The organism is Herbihabitans rhizosphaerae, from assembly GCF_004216555.1.
Classification (GTDB): domain Bacteria; phylum Actinomycetota; class Actinomycetes; order Mycobacteriales; family Pseudonocardiaceae; genus Herbihabitans; species Herbihabitans rhizosphaerae.
Genome location: NZ_SGWQ01000013.1, coordinates 1 through 17644, shown reverse-complemented (window position 1 = coordinate 17644; position 17644 = coordinate 1). Strand labels below are relative to the sequence as shown.

The following is a 17644-nucleotide window of genomic DNA, read 5'->3' as shown; positions in this document are numbered from 1 at the left end:
GTGCGCCCCGTGGTAAGGCCATCCGCGAAGGTGCTCGACATCGTCGGGACACTCGTTCGCCTCGGCCTCGCCGCGGTGTGGCTCATCTCAGGTTGGCTCAAGGTCATCGACCTGAACCAGAGCTATGTCGCGGTCGAGGCCTACGACTTGCTGCCGGCCGGAGCAGTGAGCCTGGTGTCCGCCGGGCTGCCGTTCCTCGAGCTGGCCCTCGGCGTGCTCGTGCTGCTCGGGCTGGGCACGAGGGTCGTCGCCGTGGCCTCCGCGGTGGTGCTGCTTGGCCTCATCGCGGCGGTGAGCCAGGCGTGGGCACGCGGACTCACGATCGACTGCGGCTGCTTCGGCGGCGGCGGGGCGGTCGCGCCGGGCGAGACCCAGTATCCACAGGAAGTGGCCCGCGACATCGGGTTCCTCCTGCTGGCCGCGTGGCTGATCGTGCGCCCGAGGACACTGTTCTCGCTGGACGGCGCGCTGTCCGGCGGTACTGCGGAGCAGGCCGAACCAGACGAAGATGACGACGTCGTCGACGACCAGCTCGACGACGTAGGAGAAAACGAGGAAGGGCAAGCAGGTGGGCGGAGCCGAGCGCAGCGCTCGTAAACGGCGGCAGCAGGGCGGCACGCCCGGCAGCAAGGCGCAGAGCAAGGGCGCCAAGGCGGTGGCCGCCGCGCGGTCCAACGGGGACCGGAACAAGATGATCATCGGCGCGATCGTGGTCGTACTGCTCGCCGGCGCCGTGATCGGCGGCGTGATCTACACCAACTCGCAGAAGAACAAGACCGAGGACCAGACCATCGCGTTGCAGACCGCCACCAACCATCAGGTCGTGCGCGAGGGTCCGGTGGTCGTCGTCGGCAAGCCGGACGCGAAGGTCACCGTGGACATCTACGAGGACTTCCTGTGTCCCGGCTGCGGTGCGTTCGAGAAGCGCAACGGCGAGGCCATCGACAAGAAGGTCGGCGAAGGCGCGATCAAGGTGCGCTACCACATGATGCCGATGCTGTCCGACGCCTCCGACCCGCCGGGGTACTCCGCCGATTCGTCGAACGCCGCACTGTGCGCGGCGGACGCCGGCCAGTTCCCGTCGTTCCACAAGAGCCTGTTCGCCGCGCAGCCGGAGGAAGGCGCACGCGGCTACGACAAGGGGCAGCTGATCGGCCTCGGCAAGCGCGCCGGGATCACCGATGGGGCGTTCGAGTCCTGCGTGAACTCCGGCAAGTACAACCAGATCGCGGCCGAGGACTTCCAGAAGGCCAGCAAGGCACCTGAGCTGCAGCGGGAATCCAGCGGCCGCAAGGGTTTCTTCTCGCCGACCGTCGCGGTGAACAACAAGGTCGTGGAGACCGGCGACAGCGGCTGGCTTGATCGGGTCGCCTCCGGCGCCGCCTAACCGAGTCCGGCGAGCGGCGGCTCACCCTCTGTCCAACGGGCGAGCCGCCGCGCCTTGCCGACCTCGGTGCGCGGCACGCTGCCCGGCCCGAGAACGCTGACCACGCAGGAGATGCCGAGCCGCTCGCGCAGCGCGCCGGTCAGCTCGGTGCCCAGCCGATCGTTGTCCACAGTGGACTCGAACGGCTCAACGGCGACCCGAAGCTCCGGGCGGGCGGCGACCCGGCGGTCGTCCACGATCAGGTAATGCGGGCTGACCCGGACGTCGGCCAGCAGTACCGCCTCGATCTCGGTGGGGAAGACGTTCACGCCGCGCACGACCAGCATGTCGTCGGTGCGGCCGAGCAGCTTCGACATCCGGCGCAGCGTGCGTGGCGAGCCGGCGACCGGGCCGGCCAGGCTCGCCACATCGCCGGTGCGGTAGCGCAGCAGCGGCATACCGGTCTTGGTGAGCGTCGTGAACACCAACTCGCCCGGTGTGCCGTCCGGCACCGGATTCCCTTGCGCGTCAACGGTTTCCACATAGAAGTGGTCCTCAGCGACGTTGAGCATCCCGTCGGAGTCGAGCGACTCGCACGCCACACCCGGCCCGATGATCTCGGACAGGCCGTAGATGTCCAGCGCGCGCAGGCCGAGCAGCGACTGGATCTGCGTGCGCATCTCGTCGGTCCACGGTTCGGCACCGAACACGCCGGCGCGGAGATCGGTGGCGACGCCGGCCGTGCGCAGCGCCTCGCCGAGGAAGATCGCGTACGACGGCGTGCAGGTCAGAATGTCGGGGCGAAGATCGGCGATCATGCGCACCTGCCGGTCGGTCATGCCGCCGGAGAGCGGGAGAACCGTTGCGCCCAACCGGATTCCGCCGTGGTGCACGCCCAGCCCGCCGGTGAACAGCCCGTACCCGTAGGCGTTGTGGATCACGCTCGAGCGGGTGGCTCCGGCGCCCGCGAGTGCGCGGGCCATCACCTGCGCCCACACGTCCAGATCGTGCGCCGTGTAGGGAATCAGGGTCGGCCGCCCGCCCGTGCCGGAGGAGCCGTGCACGCAGACGATCTCCTCGGCGTCGACCGCGCGCAGGCCGTGCGGATAGTGCGCCCACAGGTCGGCCTTGGTCACCATCGGGAGGCGGTGCAGGTCGTCCAAGGTCACGTCGCCGCCACGCTCGACACCCGCGTCGCGCAGCCGGGCCGCCTGCAGGCCGCCGGCGCCCAGCAGCCGATCGATCAGGTCGCGCAGGCGGGCACCCTGGAGTTCACGGCGTTGTCGCGGGTCGGCTCCCTCGGCGTCACGATCGAGGAGCGGGACGGCGTTGTCCATGGTCACGCCTGCTGGTGTAGCACCCTGAGGTGGCCCGGCGGAAGCCCGGTTTCACCGGTACCGAGGACGTCATGTAGCGTGTACCAGCACGCGGCGGAGAGCATGCAGCCGTCCGCGTGACCAAATGGGGCTGTAGCGCAGCTGGTAGCGCACCACACTGGCAGTGTGGGGGTCACGGGTTCGATCCCCGTCAGCTCCACCCGAAGCATCGCCCGCCGACCGGGACATTCTCCCTGGTCGGCGGGTGTTTTTGGTTTTGGTCGCGATTATTGCTGGGTGTGCCGGTCGACGCCAGTGGACGCGTTCTGGAGGAAATCTGGAGAGTCACTGTTCGGGAGCGGGAAATGTTCTGGAGAGTGTGTGCGGACAGTGACTTTGGTGTGTGCGCCTTCGGTGAGAACCTTGGTGCCTTCTGACCCGCGTCTTTGCGGGGTCGGTAGTTTCAGGGAGCGCTGCAGATCCTGTACAAGCATGTGCGGGCGATCTTGCGGGCGCTAGCCGTCCAATTCTGACTGTCTGTGTCTGACCGCAATGCACGGCCTCGCACGGTTTCAGGAGGCCAGCGACTACTACCTGCGAACGTGGCAATCTTCCGTGAAGACGCCGACGACATGGCAGCAGACCATTTACGGCGGCACCATGAGTCGTTGCGCAACACTGCTTGCCCGGCACCTGGAAGTGAGCCGCACACCGAGTCGCCCGCGCCGGCGCCTGTTGCGGTGCCGCATCTCCTGCCGCCCGACGTGCCTGATTTCGTGGGCCGCGGTGACCATCTGACAGCGTTAGACGCCATCGCCCGTGAACTCAAGTTCGCGGGCGTGATCATCATCGACGGTGTCGCCGGAGTCGGCGAGACCACCTTGGCCGTGCACTGGGCGCACCGCGTCACGGAGTTGTTCCCAGACGGCGTCTTCCATGCCGATCTGCACGGCTTCTCAGACGATGCCGCTCGCAGCCACGGCGAGGTCGTCGATGATTTTCTCCTCGCGCTCGGGCAGCCGGCGACCCGGACGTGCACGTCGGCGAGCGGGTCGGGCGGGTGTGCGCAGCGGCCGGAGCGGACCATCTTCGTGTTTCGGGCAGGATCTTATGTCGGGTTGTCTGTTCTCGGCGCAAGGATGAGTAAAGCCGCAGGTCAGCGCCTTGAGGAAAGCTTAAGATGTACTCAGCGAGCGTGCTCGGATACTTGCGCATGATCACCTGCTTAGGTAGCCTTGCTTTGTGTTAGATAATGTCACGGAAGGTATTGAAGCTGGGTGACGGGGAAAATGGTTTGACCGTGGACCGGTGAGCCTTTGTCCTCATATCCATCGCGGGGGTGGTGTTGAATGTTCGCCCGCTTCGACCCTCCAGATGAGCCCGAATGGCATGTATCGTGAGAATTAATCGAATTTAGTTCCGCGTTTCTTTGTTAGGTCCATGAATGGCATAACCATGATAAATGAGGGGACCGTGCGATTCAGGGTGCTTGGCGGCCTCGAGGTCGTCTCTGGGGATTTGCCGGTGCCGCTCGGGGGTGTGAACCAGCGAGCGATCCTGGGGTACCTCTTGCTCAACTCTAATCAGGTCGTGGCCACGAGCAAGCTCGTCAACGCGTTATGGGCGGACGATCCTCCGGCGACCGCCCGCAAGATCCTGCAGAACGCGGTCGCCGGCCTCCGCGGCGTGCTCGGCGCCAGCGGGAAAGGTGGCGCCGGAATGCCGGCACTGCTCACGCGATCGCCGGGATACCTGCTCGCCGTCGACTCGAAGAAGGTCGACCTCACGCAGTTTCGGGAGCTGGCCGAACAAGGTCGTGATCACCTGACCGACGGGAGATGGACGGAGGCAGCCCGTGACTTGCGGGCGGCGCTCGCCCTTTGGCGCGGTCCGGTGCTCGCTGACCTGCAGGAACACGGCGTGGCCTGGCCCGAACTGAGCGTGGTGCGGAAGTCGCGACTCGCCGTGCTCGAGGACCTCGCCGAGGCTCAGTTGGCCACCGGACTGCATCACGAGGTGGTCAACCAGTTCGAGTCCCTCACCGAGGCCGAGCCGCTCCGCGAGCGGCTGTGCGGACAGGTCATGCTCGCCCTGTACCGGTGCGGGCGGCAGGCCGACGCGCTGAGTGTGTACCGGCGGACCAGGCAGGTGCTGGTCGAGACCCTGGGACTGGACCCTAGCCGTGAGCTGCAGAAGTTGGAGCGGGCCATCCTCGACCAGGACCCCGCGCTGGACCTGCGCGAACGCGGCTGGCCATGGCACTTCGGCCCACACAGCCGGACCTCGGCGGACCAGATGGGCGCGGCCGGCCGCGACAACGGCGCACAGATCACCGTCGACGTACCTGTCGCAACGGCCGCGATCATCGACGAACCCGATCCGCCGGCTGCCGGGTGGCGGCCGGCGAACCAGCCGGCCACGGGCGACGGCATCCACGTCGAGCGTAAGTGGGCGACCATCCTGCAGGTCCAGCCGAGTTGGAACACGGCGGTGGCGACCGATCCCGAGGACTTCGACCAGACCGTCGAGGAGCTGGCCACGATCGTCCGCGAGGAGGTCGAGCAGTGGGGCGGGCAGGTGGCTAAGCATTTCGGCTCGGTCTGGCTCGCCCTGTTCGGCGTCCCGGACACGTTGGAGCGCGACGGGGAGCGGGCGATCCGCGCCGCGTTGGCCATCTGCGGGCGGTTCGCGGCACTCGCGGAGGGGTCCTCGGACCGGGCGCGCGTGGCGGGGACCACCGTCGGTGCCAGCGTGGCGGTCGCGACCGGTGAGGTGCTGGTGTCTCGACCGTCGATGGACGACGGTCACCCGTACCGGGTCATCGGCGCGGTTATCGACGACTGCCTTCGACTGCTGTCCGCCTCGGCGCCAGGCAAGCCGCGCGTGTGCGACAAGACGAGAAACGCGAACAAGAGCGCGTTCGAGTTCACGAAGTGCGATGACGCCATTGGTGGCTGGGAGCTTTCCACTGTCGGCGGAATGAATCGTGCCGACAACGACGACACGACGACGTTGCTAGGGCGCCACCAGGAGCTGAGCGAGCTGTGGCTGCGGTTCGACGAGGTCCGCCGCCTGGGAAGTTCCGCACTGGTCTCCATCGTCGGTGAGGCCGGCACCGGAAAGAGCCGGCTCGTCTCCGAATTCAGCAGGGCCGTGCGGGAAAGACATCCCGATGCGCGAATCCTGGTCAGTCGCTTCTCGCCGTTCGGGCGCGACCCGGTGCGAGCCGCCGCGGCCGGATTGCTCCGGTCGGTGGCCGGGATCAGCGACTCCGACCCGACGGCGGTCGTCGACCGCAAGCTCACCGCCGCCGTGCACGAACTGGTCGGCCACGAGCCGACGGCGGCGACGCTACGGGGCGAGCTGCGCGATCTGCTGATCCCTCGGCGGGAGGTGACCGGGCCGGTCGACGAACTCGCCGCGCTCCGGGTGTGTGCTCGACTCATCTCGGCGATCGCGGCGCGCACCCCGACGGTCGCGATCTTCGAGGACACGCACCACGGTGGTGACGCGGCGGTCGCCGTACTCGGCGAGCTCGTCCGGAGTCCCGCCATAACCGCGCTGGTGCTGGCGACCATGCGCCCGGCCTCCTCCGGCGGGCTCGAGGATGTCGATCTGGAGCTGGAGATCGGTCCGCTGTCGGGCGAGTCGATTCTGGGGATCATCGAGGAACTGTCGTACAAGTACGGCCTCTGCGAGCCGGGTGAACCGTCGCTCACCGAGGGCAGGCTGGCGACCTTTCAGCGCGCGCTGCTCAACCGCATCGGTGGGAACCCGCTATTCGCGGTCGAGTACGTGCGGATGCTCAGGGACAAGGCCGAGGGCTTTCCGTCACCGCCGACGGGCGGCGCCGGGCAGATCGAGGCGTTCGAGCAGGATCTGAGCGACCTGTTCCTCGAGCCGCCGCCGTCCGTGCAGAGCGTCATCGCGGCACGATTGGACGCGATGTCGCTGACGGAGAAATCGGTTCTGCAGGACGCCGCGGTGCTCGGTGAGTCGATATGCCCGGCGGGTGTGGCCGCCGTATCGGGCCGCGACCTCCACGAGGTGATGCGATACCTGGAGCTGTTCGAGGAGCGTGAGTTCCTTCGCCGCGAGGTGCACGACTCGCGTGCCGGCGAGCCTGTCTTCGCGTTCCACAGCGTTGTCGTGCGTGATCTCGCGTTCAGCCAGCTCTCCAGGGCCGCGCGGGCAGAACGGCAGCGGCAGGCCCAAAAGTGGCTGCGCGACCAAGCCGGACGCATGGTGGCCGGGTCGCGTGCGAGTGAGCGTTCGTGACCCGCGGCCCGGCCAACGCCGCTGTCGGTGGCGCCACCCGCCTGTACGGAGTGCTGGGTGACCCGATCACGCAGGTCAGGGCGCCAGCGATGGTCAACGAACTGTTCGCCGTGGAGAGCGTGGACGCCGTGTTGGTGCCAATCCACGTGACTGCGGTGGATCTTGTCGAGGTGTTCGGCGGTCTGCGGCGCGTCGGCAATCTCGACGGGCTGCTGGTCACCATTCCGCACAAGGCGGGCGCGGTCGAGCTGGCCGACCGCGCCAGCGTCGCGGCGTCGGTCGCGGGTGGCGCCAACGCGCTACGGCGTGAATCGGACGGGCGTTGGTACGCCGACAACTTCGACGGTGTGGGCTTCGTCGCCGGGCTTCGCCGTGGCGGCCACGACCCGGCCGGTGCACGGGTGACCTTGGTCGGCACCGGCGGTGCGGGCAGTGCGATCGCGCCGGCACTGCTGGACGCCGGAGTGGACGTGTTGCGCCTGTGCGACCGGGACACGGCAAGGGCCGACGCCCTCGCCCAGCGCCTCGATCGGCTGTGGCCAGGGCGAACGGCCGCCACGCCGACTCCGGTGCTCGACAAGGTCGACATCGCGGTGAACGCCACACCGCTGGGGATGTCGACCGCGGATCCGCTGCCGTTCGATCCGGCGGCCATCGGTCGGCCGGGCCTCGTGGCCGACGTCATCATGACGCCGGAAATGACCCCACTGCTCGCGGCCGCGTCGGCCGAGGGCCACGCCGTGCACCTGGGCCGCCACATGCTGACCGAACAGCTGAGTCTGTACCGCGAGTTCTTCCAGCTCCGCAGCGATCAGTCCGCGACGAGGGAACGCAGCGCGCGAGCCGCGAGCACGTAACCGGTCGCGCCGAGGCCGGCGATCAGGCCACTGGCCAGTGGAGCGAGCACGGACTCGTGCCGGAACCGCTCCCGGGCCCAGACGTTCGACAGATGCACCTCGATCCACGGCTTCGGGTAATTCGCGAGCGCGTCACGCAGGCTCCACCCGGCGATCATCAGCGCGCCTGGGTTCACGATGGCGCCGACGGTGTCGTAGCCGTCCTGGACCGCGGTGATCAACTCACCTTCGGACTCGCGTTGGACCGACCTGACCTGCCAGCCGACGTCGGCGATCTCCTTCTCCACCATCTGCTCGATGTCGGCGAGTGTGTCCGTGCCGTAGACCTCGGTCTCGCGCCGGCCGAGGATGCCGAGATTCGGCCCGTTCAACAGCAGTAGTTCGGTCACCTGTCACCTCGCATACTTCCGCGCAGGATCCATTTCGATAGCGAGCATATCTCAACGTCCGGTCGGTGACGAGTAATTCTTTGATGAATCGATACTGGGGCGAGGTAGGGGTGCTCTGAGGGGAATGACGATCCGCCTGACCTGGGGTAGCGTGCTGTTGTGCGATAACTCGGATATGTGCTATCCGGGGTTGACGAGAAGTCGTTGCGAACTAATAGCCGACTATTCGGGGGAGCTTCGTACTTCCCGGCTGATGAAATGGAGAAATATGTCCACAAGTTCAGGACGTCAGCTGACTCTTCCGCCGTGGCCCCAGTTCGACGAGGCGGAACGAGCCGGTCTTGTCAGGGCGCTCGAACAGGGACAGTGGTGGCGCATGGGCGGTGCGGAGGTCGACTCCTTCGAGCGCGAGTTCGCCATGCACCACGGTTCCGAGTACGCGCTGGCCGTGACGAACGGCACTCACGCGCTCGAGCTGGCCCTCCAGGTGCTCGGGGTCGGCCAGGGTGACGAGGTCATCGTGCCCGCGTTCACCTTCATCTCGTCGTCGCAGGCGGCGCAGCGGCTGGGGGCCGTCGCGGTGCCCGTCGACGTAGACCCCGAGACATACTGCATCGACGTCGCCGCGACACAGGCCATGATCACGCCGAGGACTCGCGCGATCATGCCGGTGCACATGGCCGGTCACATGTCCGACATGGACGCGCTCGCGAAGCTGTCCGCCGATACGGGGGTCCCGATCGTGCAGGACGCGGCGCACGCGCACGGGGCGCGATGGCAGGGCAAGCGGGTCGGCGAGCTCGGCTCGGTCGCCGCGTTCAGCTTCCAGAACGGGAAGCTGATGACCGCCGGTGAGGGTGGTGCGGTCACTTTTCCCGACCGGGAGCTGCGTGAGGAGGCGTTCCTCCGGCACAGCTGTGGCCGTCCGCGCGCGGACCGCCTGTATTTCCACCAGAAGTCCGGCTCGAACTTCCGCATGAACGAATTCTCCGCGAGCGTGCTGCGCGCCCAACTGGCCCGGCTCGACTCGCAGGTCGACACCCGAGAAGAACGCTGGCCGGTGCTCGCCGCTCGACTGGCCGAGATTCCCGGTGTCGTCACCCAGTCGCGTGACGACAGGTGTGACCGGAAGTCGCACTACATGGCCATGTTCCGCATTCCCGGAATTACCGAACAGCGCCGAAATGAACTCGTGGACGCGCTGGTCGGTGCCGGCCTCCCGGCCTTCGCGGCATTCCGGGCCATTTACCGGTCCGACGGCTTCTGGGAGAGCAACGCGCCGAACGAGACGGTCGACGAGATCGCGACGCGCTGCCCGAACACCGAGGCGATCAGCACCGACTGCATCTGGTTGCACCACAGGACGTTGCTGGCCACGGAGGAACAGATCCACCAGGTTGCCGACGTCGTCGCCGAGACGCTGGCGCGGTCGTGACTTCGAGGTTCGCCGGCGCGGCGCCGCCGATCAAGATCGCCGTCGTCGGGCTCGGCTGGGCGGGGCGTTCGATCTGGCTGCCGAGGCTGCTGGACCACCCGGAGTTCGAGGTCGTGGCGCTGGTGGATCCGGAGCCCGTCTCGCGTGCCTCGGTCGGGGCGGCCGGTGGCGGTGCCGCGCTGCTGTCCGACGTCTCCGAGATCGACCCGGCCGCCGTCGACCTAGCGGTCGTCGCTGTGCCCAACCACCTGCACAGCAAGATCGCGTGCCGGCTGTTGCGCGGCGGGATCTCGGTGTTCCTGGAGAAGCCGGTGTGCCTCAATCTGGACGAGGCGAGCGACCTGGCCGCCGCGGAGAGCGCGACGGACGCCGTCCTGCTGGCCGGCAGCGCGGCCAGGCATCGTGCCGACGTGCGCGCGCTCGGTGAGGTCATCGGCACGCTGGGACGCATCCGGCACGTCGACCTCGCCTGGGTCCGGGCACGCGGCGTTCCGGACCTCGGCGGATGGTTCACCAGCCAAAAGCTGTCCGGTGGCGGTGCCCTGGTGGATCTCGGGTGGCACCTGCTGGACACGATCACGCCGCTGCTCGGGCCCGTGTCGTTCCACCAGATCGTCGGAACCGTGTCCGACGACTTCATCAGCGATGGTTCGCGGCAGGCGGCGTGGCGCTATGACGAGCAAGGCGCCGGGCAGCCGCGCGGTGGTCGGCCAGGCAACGTCGAGGACACCGCACGCGGCTTCCTGATCGCCGATGACGGGCTGTCGGTCTCCCTGCGGGCGAGCTGGGCCTCGCACGAGGCGCGCGACGTGACGCTGGTCCGGTTCGAGGGCAGCGCAGGCACCGCCACGCTGCGATGCACCTTCGGGTTCAGCCCGAACAGGGTGAGCGGGTCGACCCTTGTCCGCGAGTTCGACGGTGAGCCGACGGTGATCGAGCTACCCGACGAGCCTGTCGGCGAAGAGTACCGCCACCAACTCGACGACGTGCCCGCGCTGCTCGCCGATTCCGCGAGCAAGGGCCGGGCGATCCGAGAGGCACGGCAGACCATCCATGCCATTCAGCAGATCTACGACTCGGCGCACCGGGCCATCACAGGCCAGCCCGTCGCCGGATGAAGGAGGACTCGTGAACACCAGGCTGATGGCACACGGCGGCGACGCGGTCGGCGCGCGGGCGACGACCGCGGTCGTGTTCGACCTCGACGGGGTGATCGCGGACAGCTTCTCGGTGATGCGCCAAGCGTTCACCATCGCCTACGCCGAGGTCGTCGGGGACGGCGAGGCGCCGTTCGACGAGTACGAGAGACACCTCGGCCGGTACTTTCCGGACATCATGAGGATCATGGATCTCCCCCTGGCCATGGAGGAGCCGTTCGTCCGGGAGAGCCACCGCCTCGCGCACCAGGTCACCCTGTTCGACGGGGTGCGGGAGTTGTTGAGCACCCTGCGCGACGCCGGCGTCGGCATGGCCGTGGCGACCGGGAAGAGTGGTGAGCGGGCGCGGGCGCTGCTCGGCCGGCTCGGTGTGCTGGCGTTGTTCGACCATGTCATCGGCTCCGACGAGGTGGCGAGGCCGAAGCCCGCACCGGACATCGTCCGGCGCGCGCTCGACCTGCTCGGCGCGGAACCCGATTCGGCGATCATGGTCGGCGACGCGGTGACCGACATCGCGAGCGCTCGCGGCGCCGGCGTCACCTCGGCGGCCGCCATGTGGGGCGAGTCGGACAGAGCGACGCTGCTCGCGGCCCGGCCGGATCACGTGCTGGAGACCCCGGCCGACCTGCTGCGCCTGGTGCCGGTCTCCCGCGGCAGCTCGTAGCGTGTCACGGCATTTCTCGAAGCGCCCCTGCCACGACGGCCTCGGGCAGGTCGCGCACCAGCTCCACCCCGCGCGGGCCGTCCAGCACGAAGGTCAACCCACCGGTCGCCGCCTTCTTGTCCAGCCGCAGCAGGGCCAGCAGCCGGTCGAGGTGCACGCCGGCCGGCAGCGTCGTCGGGAGGCCGTACCGGGCCACGACCTCGTGGTGCTCGGCGACCCGGTCGGCGTCGATCCGGCCGAGCGTGCCCGCGAGGCGGCCGGCGAACACGGTGCCCACCCCGACCGCCTCGCCGTGTCGCATGGCGAAGTCGGTCGCGCGCTCGATGGCGTGGCCAAGGGTGTGCCCGTAGTTGAGGATGTGCCGAAGGCCCGTGTCGCGCTCGTCGGCGGACACGATCGACGCCTTGAGCGCCACCGACGCGGCGATCTGGTCGTGGATCGGGAGGCCGAACAGATCGCCCGCGCCGATGAAGTGGCAGCGCGCGATCTCGCCGTAACCGTTGATCAGCTCGCGCCGCGGCAGCGTGTCGAGGAAGTCGGTGTCGCAGAGGACGGCTGCCGGCTGCCAGTACGCACCGACCAGGTTCTTGCCTTCCGGGATGTTCACGGCCGTCTTGCCACCCACGCTGGCGTCGACCTGCGCCAGCAGCGAGGTCGGCAGATGGACGACCGGCACGCCGCGGTGGTAGAGCGACGCGGCGAGTCCGACGGAGTCGGTCGTCGTGCCCCCACCGCAGGAGATCACCACGTCGGAACGGGTGAGCCCGAATTGGGCGAACTCGCTGCACACGTCCGCGACCCAGGTGAGCGTCTTGTTCGTCTCCCCATCACGGGCCTGCACGACCAGCGTGGGAACTTCGAGATCGGGCAGCCACTCGTCCGGCCGCGCGGTCACAACGGCGGCACGGCGCGCGCCGAGTTCCGCGACCGTCTCGGGCAGCGATCGCCGAACACCCGGCCCGATCCGGACGTCGTAGGACCGCTCACCGAGGTCGACGCGAACGGTCCTCGGCTCCGGCGGTGCCGCGGTCTGTTTCTCGCCGTGCGCGGGGAAAGTCATCGCGGGTCGGTCCTCCAGTCCTTCATCAAACTGCCTGGAACACTTGTGTGTCAGCTTGGCCGGCAGGAGTCGTGAGAGATTCGAGTGATATTCCGGACACGAGCGCGGAACGCAGTGTCCTCGCCGCACGCGCCTCAGTCTCGGTATCGATGCCGAGTCGGTTGTTCGTCAGATGCGCGTGCTCGAACAACAGATAGTTGACCGGTGTGCCGTTCGGGATGGCGTTATCTGACAGGGTTTCGGCCAGTGCGGAATCGTAGGAGGTCCAATGGGCCGCCGTCGATTCGGCGACTCGCACGGACTCAATGATTTTTGTGGCGCGCCCGGCGTCCATGTCGGCAAATGCGCCGACCGCTACTCGTCGAGCTGGTTCGAGCGTGTTCGACCACGTTTGCCAGCACTGGAAGAGGAAGCTCAATCGATGTTTTTCCGGAACGAATTCGAGGACTCGTGACAAGTGGTGGATCGCGGCCGGCAATGTTCGACTCCATGCCGGGTCCGGGCAGCTGAGCAGGCCGAGTGCCAGCTCGCTGGAGATCGACGCCAGTTCGACCGCGAGGTCCGCCGTACCGGCGGTGCCGTGCTTCTGAATGCCCGGGTTCTGCCTGAAAGTCCGCGCCGACCAGCCAATCTCGTTGGCTTTGAGATGTGCGAGCTCCCGTAGGGCGCGCTGCGTGCTCGCGGTAGCTCGGAACCACACCTCGATGTCCTGCCGTCGCCCTTCACCTCCCCGGTGGAAGAGCCAACGACTGCCCGCCTCGGACCGGATTTGCTCGACCAACGCCGCGCCGACGGTCGAAATGACTTGCTCGATTCCTTGCGTCGCGGCTCTCGGTGATCTTGTGAAGTGGAAGCATAGCCAATGCTGTCTCATGTGTGTGCTACCCCCGGGTCGGCGAGCTCGATGACGTGAAATTGATGGTGATCAATTCGCGGTCAGTCTATGTCCGACGCGCGGCGGTCTCTATTGCGGATTCATGAATACTTACGCGAGGACAGAAGTTAGGGATGGGTTAGGGGGGCGTTCTGGGGAATGCGCTGGCTTTGCCGGCGTGAGACTGGGCCTCGGGTTCGATTGCGCATCCGTGCCGTTGGCAAACGTCACGAACGGAGCGTGAAACGTCTTCATATCTCGCCCGTAGAGGAGTGTCGTCAATGCTTCGCACCGAGCTGATCCGCCCCCTTCCCGAGTTGCTCATGGGCAACGCGGAGCGATTTGGCGACAAGGTGGCGTTTCGGGACGAGCGGCGAAGCGTGACCTATACGGATCTGGAGAATCGCACCAGGCGGCTGGCCGGCCACCTGTCCGATCTGCGGCTCCAACCCGGCGATCGGGCGGCGATCCTGCTGGCCAACAGCGTCGAGGTGATCGAGAGCTACCTGGCGATCACCAGAGCCAGCGCGATCGGTGTGCCGCTGAACCCACAGCTCACCGAGGCCGAGTTGGCGTACCTGTTGGACGACAGCGGCGCCCGGATCGTGGTGACCGACCTCGTCCGCTTCGAGGCGCTCGGCAGCGTGCTGCGGGAGCGCCCGCACATCCGGGTGATCGTGGTCGGTGCCGAACCGGCGCCGGCCGAGGCCGTGTCGTTCGCCGTGCTGGCGGACAGCGAACCGGTCGGGCAGGCGCGGGACGACCTCGAACTGGACGACGTGGCCTGGATGCTTTACACGTCGGGCACCACGGGGCGGCCGAAGGGCGTGCTGTCCACTCAGCGGAACTGCCTGTGGTCCGTCGCCGCCTGCTACGTGCCCATCCCCGAGCTGTCCGCCGAGGACCGGGTGCTGTGGCCGTTGCCGCTGTTCCACAGCCTGTCGCACATCGCCTGCGTGCTGTCGGTGACGGCGGTGGGCGCGACCGCCCGGATCGTCGACGGCTTCTCCGCCGACGAGGTGCTGGCGGTGCTGCGGGAGGAATCCTCGACGTTCCTCGCCGGCGTGCCAACGATGTACCACCACCTCGTCCGCGCCGCGAGGGAGCGCGGCTTCCAGGCGCCCGACCTGCGGATGTGCCTGGTCGGCGGCGCTGTCACGACGGCGGAACTGCGCAAGTCGTTCGAGGAGACCTTCGGCGCGCCTCTGCTCGACGCCTACGGCAGCACCGAGACCTGCGGGTCGATCACGATCAACTGGCCGACCGGCGCGAGGGTCGAAGGGTCCTGTGGGCTGCCGGTGCCCGGTCTCGGTGTCCGGCTGATCGACCCGGAGAACGGACTGGACGTGTCGGCGGGCGCGGAGGGTGAGGTCTGGGTGAGCGGGCCGAGCGTGATGGTCGGCTACCACAACCAGCCGGAGGCGACTCGGCAGGCGGTGACCGACGGCTGGTACCGGACCGGTGATCTCGCGCGCCGGGACGAGGCGGGGTACTTCACGATCACGGGCCGCATCAAGGAACTGATCATCCGTGGTGGGGAGAACATCCACCCCGGCGAGGTCGAGTCGGTGATCAGGCAACTGCCGGGTGTCGCGGACGTCGCGGTCGTCGGCAAACCGCACGAGGTGCTCGGCGAGATCCCGGTGGCGTTCATCGTCGCGAGTGACGGCGGCTTCGATCCGGACGACGTGTTCGCCGCCTGTCGTGAGCAGCTGACCTACTTCAAGCTTCCCGAGGAGCTGTACGAGATCGACCGCATCCCGCGCACCGCGTCGGGAAAGATCACCAGGCACGTGCTGCTCGAGCAGCCGGCGCGGCTGCGGGCGTCGAGCAGCGGCCACTACGAGACGCTGCTGCGGTTGGACTGGATTCCCGTTCCGTCGGTGTCTCCGGCGGAGGTGTCCGACGAGAGCTGGGCGGTCCTCGGCGGTGATCGGTTCGGGATTGTGGAAACCCTTGCGACACAAGGGATCGAAGCTGACGAGTACGCTGACTTCGACACGCTGATGGGTGAGCTCGCCAACGGGCGAGCGGCGCCCCGAGTGGCGGTTTTGCTCGTCGGCGACGAGTCGGGTGACCGGATCACGGATGCGGTTCGCGATCGCGTGGCCTCGGTCGAACGGCAGCTGACCGCGTACGGCGAAGGCGCGCTCGGCGGCATCCGCCTGGTCGTGGTGACGCGGGGTGCCGTCGCCGTGGGCGCCGGCGACGACGTGGCAGATCTCGCCAGCGCGCCGGTGTGGGGGGTGGTCCGCACCGCACAACTGGACGCGCCGGAAATCGCGATCACCGATCTCGGGCCGACGAACGAGGACGTCGCGGCGCTTCCGCTCGTGGTCGGTTTGGGCGAGCCGCAAACCGTTGTGCGCCAAGGAGTTCCGCTGTGCCCCCGGCTGACCAGAATCCTTACCGATGGCGTTGTCGGCGGCGAGCCGTTCGACGTCGGTGACGGCACCGTCATGGTCACCGGCGTCGACTCGGAGCCCGGCGCCGCGGTGGCGCGACACCTCGTCGCGGTTCACGGCGTGCGGCGTCTGCTGCTGACCTGTCCGGACGGCGCCGCCGCCGGCTCCGCGGAGCGGTTGGTCGAGGACCTCGGCCGTTTCGGTGCGGAGGTGTCGCTCGTCGCGTGCGATCCCGCCGATCGGTCGGCACTGGCCGGTGCGTTGCGGCAGGCGGCCATGCCCGTTCGTGCCGTCGTACACACACAGTCCACTGTGGACGGTGCGGTCAACCTGCATGAGCTGACCGGCGATCTCGATCTGCGGATGTTCGTCCTGGTTGGCACCTCGTCCGGCCTGCTCGGCGGTGATCGTGCCGGGGAGAGCGCCTTCCTCGACGCACTGGCCCGGCGCCGGGGCGCGCACGGGATGCCGGCGCTCAACCTCGCCTGGGACCTCGTCGGCACGCCTCGGCCCAACCATGCCGGGGTTCGGCCGCTGAGCACTACTGACGGCCTGGCGATGTTCGACGCCGCGCTCGGCTCCGACGCGCCGACGCTCGCGGCAGTGAAGCCGGACACCGCCGCACTCGAGTCGAGCGTGGTGCCCGGACCGCTGCGCGGGCTCATCGAGGTGACGCCAGAGACGCGCGCGGCCGACCCGGCCACGGCGTCCGCGCTGCGGGCCGAGTTGACGGGTCTCTCCGAGCCCGAGCAGCGTGATGCGCTGCTCGAAATGGTCCGCTCCGAGGTCAGCGCTCTGTCCGGGGTGGCGGTGGTCGCGGCCGATCGCGCGTTCAAGGATCTCGGTTTCACCTCGACCACCGCGGTGGAGCTGCGCACCCGGCTGGTCGTGGCGACCGGTCTGTCGCTGCCGGCCGCTCTTGCGTTCAACTACCCGTCGGTGGACGTGCTCGTCGGTCACCTGTACCGCGAGCTCTTCGGAGCTGCGGCCGGGCCCGAGCCGACCGTTGACAGCGACCTCGGGCGGCCGGCTGTCGATGATGATCCGGTTGTGATTGTGGGGATGGGTTGTCGTTTGCCGGGTGGGGTGTGTTCGCCGGAGGATTTGTGGGGGTTGGTTGTTTCTGGTGGGGATGCGGTTGGTGGTTTTCCGGTTGATCGTGGTTGGGATTTGGGTGGGTTGTTTGATGTGGATCCTGATGTGCCGGGGACGACGTATGTTCGGTCGGGTGGGTTTTTGGGTGATGTTGCTGGGTTTGATGCGGAGTTTTTTGGTATTTCTCCGCGTGAGGCGTTGGCGATGGATCCGCAGCAGCGGTTGTTGTTGGAGGTTTCTTGGGAGACCATCGAGAACGCCGGAATCAACCCGAAGTCACTCCGCGGTCAGGACGTTGGCGTCTTCTTCGGCATGATGCACCACGACTACGCGTCCAATATCGGTCGGGTTCCGGACGGCGTGGACGGTTATCTCGGTATCGGTAAGGCCGGGAGCGTGGCTTCGGGTCGTGTTTCGTATGTGTTGGGTCTTGAGGGTCCTGCGGTGACGGTGGATACGGCGTGTTCGTCGTCGTTGGTGGCGTTGCATTTGGCGGTGCAGTCGGTTCAGCAGGGCGAATGTTCCATGGCCTTGGCGGGTGGCGTTGCCGTGATGGCGACACCGGACGCGTTCATCGAATTCTCGCGTCAGCGTGCGTTGTCGGTTGATGGGCGGTGTAAGTCGTTTTCTGATGACGCCGACGGGACCGCTTGGGCCGAGGGTGTTGGTGTGGTGTTGGTGGAGCGGTTGTCGGTGGCGCGGCGGTTGGGTCATGTGGTTTTGGGTGTGGTTCGGGGTTGTGCGGTGA

The 17644-nt window shown here is 67.7% G+C and carries 13 protein-coding genes and 1 tRNA gene; 10 read left to right on the top strand and 4 right to left on the bottom strand.

Features of this window, described 5'->3' with window-relative positions; genetic code table 11:
- Positions 1-9 precede the first annotated feature (9 nt).
- Entirely contained in the window at positions 10-597 is a 588-nt protein-coding gene (locus tag EV193_RS28330) for a MauE/DoxX family redox-associated membrane protein (RefSeq protein WP_242613733.1), read from the top strand.
- Positions 569-1387, top strand: coding sequence for a DsbA family protein (locus EV193_RS28325; RefSeq protein WP_130348002.1), 819 nt, complete (start codon positions 569-571; stop codon positions 1385-1387). Before EV193_RS28330 ends, EV193_RS28325 begins: the two co-directional genes overlap by 29 nt.
- On the opposite strand, the gene EV193_RS28320 is transcribed toward EV193_RS28325, so the two are convergent.
- Positions 1384-2703 (bottom strand): phenylacetate--CoA ligase family protein, encoded by a 1320-nt coding sequence (locus EV193_RS28320; RefSeq protein WP_130348105.1) that lies wholly within the window; start codon positions 2701-2703, stop codon positions 1384-1386. The two genes, EV193_RS28325 and EV193_RS28320, sit on opposite strands and share 4 nt — an antisense overlap.
- 126 nt (positions 2704-2829) lie before the next feature.
- Here EV193_RS28320 and EV193_RS28315 point away from each other — a divergent pair.
- The 4 genes from EV193_RS28315 (at position 2830) to EV193_RS28300 (ending at position 7817) form a co-directional block, all read left to right on the top strand.
- Positions 2830-2902, top strand: a tRNA-Ala gene (locus tag EV193_RS28315).
- Positions 2903-3284: 382 nt separating this feature from the next.
- Complete coding sequence (locus EV193_RS28310; RefSeq protein WP_130348001.1) at positions 3285-3899, top strand: hypothetical protein; 615 nt, start codon at positions 3285-3287, stop codon at positions 3897-3899.
- Positions 3900-4272: 373 nt separating this feature from the next.
- A complete protein-coding gene (locus tag EV193_RS28305; protein ID WP_242613732.1) occupies positions 4273-6960 on the top strand; it encodes an ATP-binding protein in 2688 nt (895 codons plus the stop codon).
- The gene (locus EV193_RS28300; RefSeq protein ID WP_242613731.1) at positions 6957-7817 is read left to right on the top strand and encodes a shikimate dehydrogenase family protein; all 861 of its coding nucleotides are present in this window, start codon (positions 6957-6959) and stop codon (positions 7815-7817) included. The genes EV193_RS28305 and EV193_RS28300 overlap by 4 nt, the downstream gene beginning before the upstream one ends.
- On the opposite strand, the gene EV193_RS28295 is transcribed toward EV193_RS28300, so the two are convergent.
- The gene (locus EV193_RS28295) at positions 7772-8206 is read right to left on the bottom strand and encodes a type II 3-dehydroquinate dehydratase (protein ID WP_130347999.1); all 435 of its coding nucleotides are present in this window, start codon (positions 8204-8206) and stop codon (positions 7772-7774) included. The two genes, EV193_RS28300 and EV193_RS28295, sit on opposite strands and share 46 nt — an antisense overlap.
- A 268-nt stretch (positions 8207-8474) precedes the next feature.
- On the opposite strand from EV193_RS28295, the gene EV193_RS28290 reads away from it, so the two are divergent.
- From EV193_RS28290 to EV193_RS28280, 3 genes are read left to right on the top strand one after another with little or no spacing between them, the layout of a single operon-like run.
- A complete protein-coding gene (locus EV193_RS28290) occupies positions 8475-9641 on the top strand; it encodes a DegT/DnrJ/EryC1/StrS family aminotransferase (RefSeq protein WP_130347998.1) in 1167 nt (388 codons plus the stop codon).
- Positions 9638-10759, top strand: a complete 1122-nt coding sequence (locus tag EV193_RS28285; protein ID WP_130347997.1) for a Gfo/Idh/MocA family protein — start codon at positions 9638-9640, stop codon at positions 10757-10759. The genes EV193_RS28290 and EV193_RS28285 overlap by 4 nt, the downstream gene beginning before the upstream one ends.
- A gap of 25 nt (positions 10760-10784) precedes the next feature.
- Positions 10785-11462 carry an HAD-IA family hydrolase gene (locus EV193_RS28280; RefSeq protein ID WP_130348103.1) on the top strand — a complete coding sequence of 226 codons (678 nt, stop codon included), beginning with the start codon at positions 10785-10787 and terminating at the stop codon, positions 11460-11462.
- A gap of 4 nt (positions 11463-11466) precedes the next feature.
- On the opposite strand, the gene EV193_RS28275 is transcribed toward EV193_RS28280, so the two are convergent.
- The gene (locus EV193_RS28275) at positions 11467-12522 is read right to left on the bottom strand and encodes a 3-dehydroquinate synthase family protein (RefSeq protein ID WP_130347996.1); all 1056 of its coding nucleotides are present in this window, start codon (positions 12520-12522) and stop codon (positions 11467-11469) included.
- Positions 12523-12547: 25 nt separating this feature from the next.
- Positions 12548-13396, bottom strand: a complete 849-nt coding sequence (locus EV193_RS28270) for a lantibiotic dehydratase C-terminal domain-containing protein (protein WP_130347995.1) — start codon at positions 13394-13396, stop codon at positions 12548-12550.
- 281 nt (positions 13397-13677) lie between these two features.
- Here EV193_RS28270 and EV193_RS28265 point away from each other — a divergent pair.
- The coding region (locus EV193_RS28265) for a beta-ketoacyl synthase N-terminal-like domain-containing protein (RefSeq protein WP_130347994.1) at positions 13678-17644 on the top strand (3967 nt) is incomplete at its 3' end.

Bases quoted from the DNA above. Each gene is read 5' to 3' on its own strand.
- EV193_RS28320 (WP_130348105.1), bottom strand. From the start codon at position 2,703: ATGGACAACGCCGTCCCGCTCCTCGATCGTGACGCCGAGGGAGCCGAC.
- EV193_RS28290 (WP_130347998.1), top strand. From the start codon at position 8,475: ATGTCCACAAGTTCAGGACGTCAGCTGACTCTTCCGCCGTGGCCCCAG.
- EV193_RS28280 (WP_130348103.1), top strand. From the start codon at position 10,785: ATGGCACACGGCGGCGACGCGGTCGGCGCGCGGGCGACGACCGCGGTC.
- EV193_RS28275 (WP_130347996.1), bottom strand. From the start codon at position 12,522: ATGACTTTCCCCGCGCACGGCGAGAAACAGACCGCGGCACCGCCGGAG.
- EV193_RS28270 (WP_130347995.1), bottom strand. From the start codon at position 13,396: ATGAGACAGCATTGGCTATGCTTCCACTTCACAAGATCACCGAGAGCC.